The organism is Cupriavidus sp. WS, assembly GCF_000395345.1.
Classification (GTDB): Bacteria; Pseudomonadota; Gammaproteobacteria; order Burkholderiales; family Burkholderiaceae; genus Cupriavidus; species Cupriavidus basilensis_B.
In genome coordinates this window covers 1-9493 of record NZ_AQPL01000516.1, presented here as the reverse complement: position 1 = coordinate 9493, position 9493 = coordinate 1, and the positions used below count along the sequence as shown (strand labels likewise).

The 9493-nt window shown below is 71.5% G+C and carries 8 protein-coding genes; 5 read left to right on the top strand and 3 right to left on the bottom strand.

The annotated features are described in order from the left end of the window. Positions 1-29: 29 nt before the first annotated feature. The 3 genes from K206_RS0133235 to K206_RS0133225 form a co-directional block, all read right to left on the bottom strand. On the bottom strand, positions 30-968 hold the full coding sequence (locus tag K206_RS0133235; protein WP_020206618.1) for a TetR/AcrR family transcriptional regulator: 939 nt from the start codon (positions 966-968) through the stop codon (positions 30-32). 324 nt (positions 969-1292) lie between these two features. Next, a complete protein-coding gene (locus tag K206_RS0133230) occupies positions 1293-2888 on the bottom strand; it encodes a GMC family oxidoreductase (protein ID WP_020206617.1) in 1596 nt (531 codons plus the stop codon). A gap of 4 nt (positions 2889-2892) precedes the next feature. Next, a complete protein-coding gene (locus K206_RS0133225; RefSeq protein WP_020206616.1) occupies positions 2893-3474 on the bottom strand; it encodes a hypothetical protein in 582 nt (193 codons plus the stop codon). A 137-nt stretch (positions 3475-3611) separates the two neighbouring features. Between K206_RS0133225 and K206_RS0133220 the strand changes: the two genes are divergently transcribed. The 5 genes from K206_RS0133220 to K206_RS0133200 all read left to right on the top strand — a co-directional run bounded on the left by K206_RS0133220 (position 3612) and on the right by K206_RS0133200 (position 9411). Beyond that, a complete protein-coding gene (locus K206_RS0133220; protein ID WP_020206615.1) occupies positions 3612-4673 on the top strand; it encodes an AraC family transcriptional regulator in 1062 nt (353 codons plus the stop codon). 287 nt (positions 4674-4960) lie between these two features. Continuing rightward, positions 4961-6556, top strand: a complete 1596-nt coding sequence (locus K206_RS0133215; protein ID WP_020206614.1) for an NAD(P)/FAD-dependent oxidoreductase — start codon at positions 4961-4963, stop codon at positions 6554-6556. A 63-nt stretch (positions 6557-6619) separates the two neighbouring features. Beyond that, the gene (locus K206_RS0133210; protein WP_020206613.1) at positions 6620-7528 is read left to right on the top strand and encodes an SDR family oxidoreductase; all 909 of its coding nucleotides are present in this window, start codon (positions 6620-6622) and stop codon (positions 7526-7528) included. Next, positions 7525-8523 (top strand): alpha/beta fold hydrolase, encoded by a 999-nt coding sequence (locus K206_RS0133205; protein ID WP_020206612.1) that lies wholly within the window; start codon positions 7525-7527, stop codon positions 8521-8523. The genes K206_RS0133210 and K206_RS0133205 overlap by 4 nt, the downstream gene beginning before the upstream one ends. A 15-nt stretch (positions 8524-8538) precedes the next feature. Beyond that, entirely contained in the window at positions 8539-9411 is an 873-nt protein-coding gene (locus K206_RS0133200; protein ID WP_029044375.1) for a metal-dependent hydrolase, read from the top strand. Positions 9412-9493: the final 82 nt, after the last annotated feature.

The following is a 9493-nucleotide window of genomic DNA, read 5'->3' as shown; positions in this document are numbered from 1 at the left end:
GGCGGTCGGCCGGCGCGCGGGACGCGCCGCTAGGTCCTGGAGCGGGTACGCATCCAGTCGTCGAGCGGATTGCTCGGGAAGACGATGGGCGGGTGCTCGCGCGCGCCGCGCACCGCCATGCTGGTGACGGCGGCGCGCGTGGCGCCCTCGTTGCGCGCGGTGCGGCGCGTCTTGCGCGCGGCCGCGGCGTGCGCGTCGGCGCGCTGCGCCTGCTCGGCCACCAGGCCGTCGAGCGAGGCCTGCGTGGCGCGTTCCTCGGCGTGCTGGGCCTCGCCGATCACGAACACGTCCTGCAGCGCGCACAGTTGCTGGCTGGCCGGCACCGGCGCCTTGAGCGCGGCGATCACCATCGCGCTCAACTGCGCCAGCACCTGCGCGTCGCTCACGTCCTTGCCCTGCGTGAAGGCCGGCAGCAGGTTGCCGAGCTCGTCGCCGGCCAGCACGCCGGCCAGCGCCTTGAGCGCGAAGTTCAGCCGCCAGCCCAGCTCCTGCGGCGGGATCTCCGGCAGCGCGCGCGCGAAGGCGCCGGAGAAGCGGCCGAACACCGGCGCGTAGTGGCCGAGCAGGTAGGACTGGATGAACGGCGAGGTGTCCGAGTACACGCGGCCGAGCAGCCGCAGGAACGACGGGCCGCCGAGCTCCGGCTCGCGCGCCATCTGCAGCGCGGGCACGAACAGCGCGCCCATGACGTGCTCGCAGCGGATCTGGTTGCCGGGCCAGCGCGCCTCGCAGGCGTCGAGCACGGCCAGGCGCCGCGTGTTGAGCGGGTCGAGGCGGCGCCCGAGCACCGCCTGCATCATGATTTCCTTGCTGCGGAAGTGATAGTTGACCGCGGCCAGATTGACGATCGCGCGCGAGGTCACTTGCCTGAGCGAGGTGCCTTCGTAGCCGACCTCGATGAACAAGCGCTCGGTGGCGTCGAGAATGCGGGCCTTGGTGTCTCCTGCCGTGCCTTTACCGGTCTTCATGGGGGGCGCCTCTTGTCTTGTCATGCATCGAACCCCAGCAAAATGCCATGCCGTTCCTGCTCCCTGCTCTGTCGGCAAACGGATGCTTGAAACGGTTGTACGGAGCCTAGCCAGCGCCGCGAGCGTTTCACAAGCGCAAAATTTGAGGGTTGCCTCTAACGTTGTTTCCAACGCTGCCTCGGACTCCGCCTCCTGCGTCGTGGCGCCGCGCGCGGGGCGCGGGGCGCGCCGGCTCCTTGCGCGCCCGTTTTAATTGTGGACTTGAAGCGCGCGAGCGCGCACCGCTTTGTCTTACCCCTCTTGCGTGGGGCGGCCGGGCGGCGCTCACCGCACCAGCCGCGCGGCCAGCCCGTGCGCGTTCTGCGCGCTCAGCGCGAACACCGACAACTGCGGGTTGGCGCCGATGCTGGTGGGAAACACGGAGCCGTCCAGCACCGACAGGTTGTTCAACTGGTGATGGCGGCCGCCGCTGTCCACCACGCCGAGCCGCGGCTCGTCGCTCATGCCGCAGCCGCCCATCAGGTGCGCCGAGAACAGCGCCGCGCGGAACTTGGCCAGCGGCAGCGCGGCGATGCCCGCGCGCGCGCTGGCCCAGTCGGCGTAGTACGGCGCGTCGAGATGCGCCGGCCGCACCCGCAGCGCGCCGGCGGCGAACTGCGCCTCGGCCATGCTCAGCCACGCGCGCCGCACGCCGTCCCAGAGGTAGTCGTTCATGTCGTAGTCGAGCACCGGGCTGCCGTCGCCGGCGATGCGCACGCGCCCGCCTTCGCTGTGCGGCACGAAGCCGTCGCGCAGCAGCGCCAGCATGGCGTTGGTGCGCGGCAGCGCGGCCATGTCGGCGCGCAGCGCCTCGCCCACGCTGCCGAACACGCCCGCGCTGATGCCGGGCAGCAGCGGCGGCACTTCGAGCTTGTAGCCGATCGCGCCGGTGGCGCCGTCTTTCCACTGGAAGTGGTCCGAGGCGACCGACTGCGGCGCGCCGTAATACGGGTCGACCTGCTCCGGCATCACCGCGATGCTCAGGTTGACCGGATGGATGAAGGTGCGCAGGCCGAGGCGCTGGTGCGGGTCCGGCGCGCGCGAGCGCAGCAGCAGCGCCGGCGTGTTGATGGCGCCGCCGGCGGCCACGTAGTGGCGCGCGCGCACCGTCACCGCCACGCCGGTGGGCGTGCGGCCGTCGGCGCCGAGCGCCTCGCCGGCGAGCGCGCCGACGGTCTTGCCGTCGTGCGCGAACGCGCGCACGCGCACGCGGTGCACGAGCGTGGCGCCGCGCGCCAGCGCGGCGGGGATGGTCGACACCAGCATCGACTGCTTGGCGTTGACCGGGCAGCCCAGGCCGCAGTAGCCGGAGTTCCAGCAGCCCTTCACGTTGCGCGGGATCACGTGCGACTCCCAGCCCAGCTTGTCGCAGCCGCGCTTGAGCACGCCGTTGTTGCCGTTCGGCGCCATGCCCCACGGCGCCACCGACAGGCGCGCCTCCATGCGCGCGAACCACGGCGCCATGTCGGCCGCGGCGTGGCCGCTCACCGCGTGGTGCGCGGCCCAGTGCGCCAGCGTCTGCGGCGGCGTGCGGAAGCTCGACGACCAGTTCACCGTGGTGCTGCCGCCGACCGCGCGGCCCTGCAGGATGGCGATGGCGCCGTCGGCGGTGGCGCGCGCCGCGCCCTCCTGGTAGAGCTCGCGGTAGGCGCGGCCTTCGTCCATGTCGCGGAAGCTGTCGGAGGTGCGCAGTGCGCCTTCCTCGAGCAGCACCACGCGCAGGCCGGCCTCGCTGAGGATCTCGGCGGCCACGCCGCCGCCGGCGCCGCTGCCGACGATGGCCACGTCGGCGTCGAGCGCGAGCGGCGCGGCGAGCGTGGCGGCGTCCACCACGTTCCAGCCGGACGCGATGCCGGCGCTGTAGAGGTCGGGTACGGTCATGGCGTCAGGCGTGCAGTGCGTTGAAGACGGCGGGATTGGGGCCGGGATAACCGGCGCCGGCCCACGCGGCGGGCAGCAGGTAATAGGCCACGCCGCACAGCTTGACCAGCACCACGGCGCCTGCGTTCAGCGTGGCGAAGCGGCTCGCGCGCCAGCGCGCGAGAAAGCGCCGCGCCTGCGCCGCGTCGGTGTGCCGCCAGTCGTCGCGCACGCCGCCCAGCACCCGGCGCAGCGGGCCGATGGCCAGCAGGTCCAGCAGCTTGCGCAGCTCGGCGCGCGCGTTGGCGTCCATCGCCGCGCAGGTGTCGTCGATATTGTGCAGCGCCTGGCCGAGATGCAGCGCGCGCTGGCCGGGCTCGCGCGCGGCCAGCTCGTCGGCCACGGCGGGCAGCAGCGCGCCGAACAGCGCCACGTCGCCGTCGCGCAGGAAGCGCATGCCGGCGGTCGGGTTCGTGGGCGCGGGCGCGCAGCCGCTCAGCGCCGGGAGCAGTCCCGCGCAGGCCAGCGCCGCGGAAAAACCGAGCCCGACCTTGAGGAAGCCGCGCCGCGAGAGCGCGCCGGGCGGCGCGGTGCATGGGGCGTGCATGGTGTCTCCTTCTCTTGTTCTCGTGCGCCTCGGGACTGCGTGAACTCGTCGATCGTTGTCGATTGCCCGCATTGACGCTCGCCGCAGTCTGGATCAAGATCGGCCCCCGGTCTTGATTCCGCATGACAGGTCATTTGATGCCACGCGCCAATGCGGCCGCCGGCGCTGCCGGCGGCACCGTCTCGCTGCCCTACCTGCGCACCGTGCTCGACCACGGCGAGGCCGCCGGCATCGCGCCGGTCCGCCTGCTCGCGCTGGCCGGGCTCGATCCGGCGCTGTCCGACGCCGCCGCCGGTCCCGCCGCGCGCGTGCCCGCGGCCGACTACCTGGCCCTGCTCGACGCGCTCGCGCGCGCCACCGGCGACCCGCTGGCCGGGCTGCACGCGGGCGCCGGCTTCAAGCCGCGCCACTATGCGGAGATGGGCTACGTGGTGCTGACCACGCCGACCGTGCGCGAGGCCATCCTGCAAGGCATCCGCTATGAAGTGCTGGCCAACGACATCGGCCGCACCCGTCTGATGGAAACGGCGCGCGGCGCGTGCATGACGTGGGAGGCGCTGCACGGCCCGCTCTCGCGCCACGCGCACGAGCTGCACATGGCCACCTGGATCTGCTTCGCGCGCTGGCTGCTCGGCGAGGGCTTCTTTGCCGAGCGCATCGAGTTTCCGCACGCCGCGCCGCCCGGCGGCCATGCCGACGGTTATGCGCGGGTGTTCGGCTGCCCGGTGGCGTTCGACGCCGGCCGCCACGCCTTGCACATCGACCCGGCGCTGCTGGCGCGCCCCTCGCTGCAGGCCGACGCCGAGATGCAGGCGCAGATGGCGCGCATCGCCCAGGCCCAGTTGCGCGCGCTCGAGGCGGACGGCGGCGGCGAGATCGCGCAGGCGCGCGCGTTCATCGGCCACGCGCTGCCGCGCGGCGAGGTGCCCATCGCCAGCGTGGCCGCCCATCTGGGCTTGCCGGTGCGCACGCTGCAGCGGCGGCTGCAGGCGCGCGGCATGAACTACTCGGCGCTGGTCGACGGCGTGCGCCGCGCGCAGGCCGAGCACTACCTGGCCGATCCCGCCGTCAGCCTCGCGCAACTGGCCATGCTGCTCGGTTTTTCCGAGCAGAGCGCGTTCAGCCACGCATTCAAGCGCTGGACGCGGGAAACCCCGAACGCCTGGCGCCGGCGCGTGCTCGGCGGCGGGCGCGCCTAGGGCGTGCCGGCACCGGCAGCGGACTGGCCGGCGCCGTGCTCCCGCCTCCGGCGGTTTCAAACGCAGCAGTGGGTACGCTTGCCAGTGCGGCCAAAACACGCCTAGTCACCGTTTAATACGGCGAACGGCCCGCTAAAATCCGCTAAAAATTAGAGGCGACATTCCAATCCCGGCATTGACCCGCGCTGCCGCGCTGCCTACGATGACATCCATCAATGTCACAATCAATGATGTTGCGGCGCGTCAGGGCACCCCGCCCGGCGCGCCCGCGGCACGAGAGACAGCCTATGAACGCGCCAGCGGACCTGCCCCCCGAGTTGTCCACCGCCGGACCCCAGCCGCCGGGCCCCGGCGGCGCCGGTCCGACCCAGTATTGCGACATCGCCATCATCGGCAGCGGCTTCGCCGGGCTGGGCATGGCGATCCGCCTCAAGCAGGCGGGCCTGCACAATTTCGCCGTATTCGAGAAGGCCGGCTCGGTCGGCGGCACCTGGCGCGACAACCACTACCCGGGCTGCGCCTGCGACGTGCAGTCGCATCTCTATTCGTTCTCGTTCGCGCCCAACCCGGACTGGTCGCGCATGTTCTCGCCGCAGCCGGAGATCCGCGCCTACCTGGAGCGCTGCACCGACCAGTTCCGCCTGCGCCCGCACCTGCGCCTGCGCCACGAACTGCGCCGCGCCGCGTGGGACGAGGCCAGCGGTACCTGGCAGCTGGAGATGGCCGACGGCAAGCGCGTGCAGGCGCGCGTGCTGGTGTCCGGCATGGGCGGCCTGAGCCGGCCCGCGTACCCGGCCATCCCGGGGCTGGAGCGCTTTCGCGGCGAGACCTTCCATTCGCAGCACTGGAACCATGACTACGCGCTGGCCGGCAAGCGCGTGGCGGTGATCGGCACCGGCGCCAGCGCCATCCAGTTCGTGCCGCAGATCGCGCCGCGCGTGGCGCACCTGGACCTGTTCCAGCGCACCCCGCCGTGGATCATGCCCAAGCCGGACCGCACCGTTTCCGCGGCCGAGCGCTGGCTGTTCCGCCGCCTGCCGTTCACGCAGAAGCTGGTGCGCGGCGGCATCTACTGGATGCTGGAGTCGCGCGTGCTCGGCTTCGTGGTGCACCCCAGGCTGATGAAGGCGGTGGAGCGCATCGCGCGCGGCCACATCCACCGCCAGGTGAGCGATCCCGCGCTGCGCGCCGCCGTCACGCCGGACTACACCATCGGCTGCAAGCGCGTGCTGATCTCCAACGACTACTACCCGGCGCTCGCGCGCGCCAACGTGGACGTGGTGACGGCGGGCATCGGCCACGTCGAGGAAGACGCCATCGTCATGCGCGACGGCAGCCGCCGCCCGGCCGACTGCATCATCTTCGGCACCGGCTTCCACGCCACCGACCCGATTCCGCGCGGCGCCATCCTCGGGCGCGGCGGCATCGACCTGCTCGACGCCTGGCGCGACGGCGCCGAGGCCTATCTCGGCACCACCGTGGCGGGCTTTCCCAACCTGTTCATGGTGGTGGGGCCGAACACGGGCCTCGGCCACAGCTCGATGGTGTTCATGATCGAGTCGCAGGTGAACTACATCCTCGGCGCGCTCAAGGCGATGGGCCGGCACCGCGTGCAGGCCATCGACGTGCGCGCGCCGGCGCAGCGCGACTACAACGCCGGGCTGCAGCGCAAGCTGGCGCGCGCGATCTGGTCCGAAGGCGGCTGCGCGAGCTGGTATCTCGACTCCAAGACCGGCAAGAACACCACGCTGTGGCCGGGCTTCACCTGGCAGTTCCGCCGCGCCACCGCGCGCTTCGACATGGCCGACTACGAGACCCGCTCGCTGATGCACCCGCAACTGTCCGCGGCCGCGCGGCAGCCGGCGCCGGCTGCCCAGGCATGAGCCGCGCATGAGCCAGGCAAGAAACAACCACCAAGAACAAACGACCCGCGAGGAGACTCCCGCATGAAGCAATTCAGGAACAAGGTGGCGGCCATCACCGGCGCCGGCTCCGGCATGGGCCGCGCGCTGGCCGTGGCGCTGGCGCGCGAAGGCTGCCAGCTCGCGCTGTCGGACCGCGACCAGACCGGCCTGGCGCAGACCGTGGGCGAGGTCATGCGCGCCGCGCCCGCGCTGATGGTCACGCAGCACGTGGTGGACGTGGCCGACCGCGCCGCCATGCATGCGTGGGCCGCGCAGGCCGCGCACGCGCACGGCCGCGTCAACCTGATCTTCAACAACGCCGGCGTGGCGCTGTCGAGCACCATCGACGGCATGAGCTACGACGATCTCGAATGGATCATGGGCATCAACTTCTGGGGCGTGGTGCACGGCACGAAAGCCTTCCTGCCGCACCTCAAGGCCAGCGGCGAAGGCCACGTCGTCAACACCTCCAGCATCTTCGGCATCTTCGCGCAGCCCGGCATGAGCGGCTACAACGCCAGCAAGTACGCGGTGCGCGGCTTCACCGAATCGTTGCGCCAGGAACTGGACCTGCTCGGCTGCGGGGTCTCCGCCACCTGCGTGCATCCGGGCGGCATCAAGACCAACATCGCGCAGGCCAGCCGCATCGCGCCCAACGTCGCCGGCTTCCTGGTCGAGAACGAACAGCAGGGCCGCGACGACTTCGAGAAGTTCTTCATCACCAGCGCCGACAAGGCCGCGCGCGTGATCCTCAACGGCGTGCGCCATGACCGCCGCCGCGTGCTGATCGGGCCCGACGCGGTGGCCGCCGACCTGATGGCGCGGCTGCTGCCCGCCGCCTATCAGTCGCTGGTGGTGCGCGGGGCGCGCCGCAAGAGCCCGCTCGGCAAGCCCGCGCCCGCGGGCGGCACCGTGGCGGCCAGGCCCGCCGGCGGCGCAGACGCGCCATGAGCCGCGCCGCCGCCGCGGACGCGCGCCTGCGGCGTCCGCCCGGCGCCTTCACGCGCTGGTTCGGCCAGGGCCGCATCGGCCTGTTCAGCCTGTCGCGCGAGACGCTGGCGCACCGCTACGCGCTGCCGGCCTCGCGCTGGGTGCAGGTGATGGGCACGCTGGTCCACTACACCGACGAGGGCGCGCCCGACGGCGAGCCGCTGCTGCTGATCCACGGCTTCGGCGCGTCGCTGCATACGTGGCAGGGCGTGCTGCCGGCGCTGTCGCAGCGCTACCGCGTGCTGCGCGTGGACCTGCCGCCGTTCGGCCTGACCGGGCCGCTGCGCGACGCGCGCGGGCGCATCGCCACGATGGACGTGGACATGTACCGCCGCTTCATCGACGCCTTCTGCCAGGCCATCGGCCTGCGGCGCGCCAGCGTGATCGGCAACTCGCTCGGCGGCCTGATCGCGTGGGACCTCGCCGCGCGCCGCCCGGCCCAGGTCGACAAGCTGGTGCTGGTCGACGCGGCCGGCTTCCCGATGAAGCTGCCGCTCTACATCGCGCTGTTCAACCACGCGCCGGTGCGCTGGTCGGCGCCGTGGATGCTGCCCGAGGCCATCATCCGCGCCGCCACGCGCGACGTCTACGGCGACGCCGCGCGCGTGGACGAAGCCACCTTCCGCCGCTACGTCGATTTTTTCTACGCCGAGGGCAGCCGCGAGGCGGTGGGCCGCATGGTGCCCAGGCTCGATTTCGCGGCGCTCGACACCGACGCGCTGGCCGGCATCCGCGCGCCCACGCTGGTGCTGTGGGGCGAGCGCGACCGCTGGATTCCGCCCGCGCACGCGCAGGCCTTCGCCGGGCGCATTCCCGGCGCGCGCCTGCAGCGCTATGCCGGCCTCGGCCACGTCCCGATGGAAGAAGACCCGCAGCGCGTGGCGGCGGACCTGCTGCACTTCCTCGCCGGGCGCGGCAACGTCGCGCAGCCCGCGCCCCACGCAATCCAAGCCTAGACAGGAGTTCCGATCATGATGCCAGTCCGACGCGATGTGCATCCCCACCTGCCCGCCAGCCGCATCGCCGACTGGCACGTGCGGGGCCGCCACGTCACCCATTTCGTCAACGCGCTGTCGATCTTCTTCCCGGCCGGCGAGCGCTTCTTCATGGACAGCGTGCGCGCCTACCGCGACGACGTGGCCGACCCCGAACTCAAGCGCGCCATCGCCGGCTTCATCGGCCAGGAAGCGATGCACACGCGCGAGCACATCCTCTACAACCGCCTGATGAGCGAAGCCGGCCTGCCCGCCGCGCAGCTCGACAACACCGTGGCCAAGCTGCTCAACCTGCTGCGCCGCATCCTGCCGAAGTCATGGCAGCTCGCCCACACCATCGCGCTGGAGCACTACACCGCGATGCTGGCCGGCGGCCTGCTGGCGGACCCGGAGCAGATGGGCGGCTCCGAACCGGGCTACCACCAGGTGTGGATCTGGCACGCGCTCGAGGAAACCGAGCACAAGGCGGTGGCCTACGACGTGTGGAACACGGTGATGAAGCCCGGCTTGTCGCGCTACCTGCTGCGCACCTTCACCATGCTGACCACCACCGCGACGTTCTGGGCGATGGTGTTCGTGTTCCACGTGCGGCTGGTGATGGCCGACCGCGAGTGCCGCAACAAGCTGCGTGGGTTTGGTGGGGTGATGTGGTTTCTGTGGGGCAAGCCGGGGGTGCTGCGCAGGATGATCCCGGAGTGGTTCGATTATTTCCGGCCGGGGTTTCATCCGTGGGATCACGATAACCGCGCGCAACTCGCGAGGATTGAGCCGCTGATCGCGGAGATTGAGGAGAATTCGCGGAGAGCGGGGGTTTCTTTGCGGGCGCCTTCTATTAGGGGGTCTTTTTGAGGGGGACGGTTTTGGGGTTCAAAGTCAAAGGCTTTAGCTTCAAGGTCAAAGGCTTAACGTCAAAGTCAAAGGCTTAAAGTCA

Coding starts and splice junctions, on each gene's coding strand:
- K206_RS0133220 (WP_020206615.1), top strand. CDS start 3,612: ATGCCACGCGCCAATGCGGCCGCCGGCGCTGCCGGCGGCACCGTCTCG.
- K206_RS0133210 (WP_020206613.1), top strand. CDS start 6,620: ATGAAGCAATTCAGGAACAAGGTGGCGGCCATCACCGGCGCCGGCTCC.
- K206_RS0133230 (WP_020206617.1), bottom strand. CDS start 2,888: ATGACCGTACCCGACCTCTACAGCGCCGGCATCGCGTCCGGCTGGAAC.
- K206_RS0133235 (WP_020206618.1), bottom strand. CDS start 968: ATGAAGACCGGTAAAGGCACGGCAGGAGACACCAAGGCCCGCATTCTC.
- K206_RS0133215 (WP_020206614.1), top strand. CDS start 4,961: ATGAACGCGCCAGCGGACCTGCCCCCCGAGTTGTCCACCGCCGGACCC.
- K206_RS0133205 (WP_020206612.1), top strand. CDS start 7,525: ATGAGCCGCGCCGCCGCCGCGGACGCGCGCCTGCGGCGTCCGCCCGGC.
- K206_RS0133225 (WP_020206616.1), bottom strand. CDS start 3,474: ATGCACGCCCCATGCACCGCGCCGCCCGGCGCGCTCTCGCGGCGCGGC.
- K206_RS0133200 (WP_029044375.1), top strand. CDS start 8,539: ATGATGCCAGTCCGACGCGATGTGCATCCCCACCTGCCCGCCAGCCGC.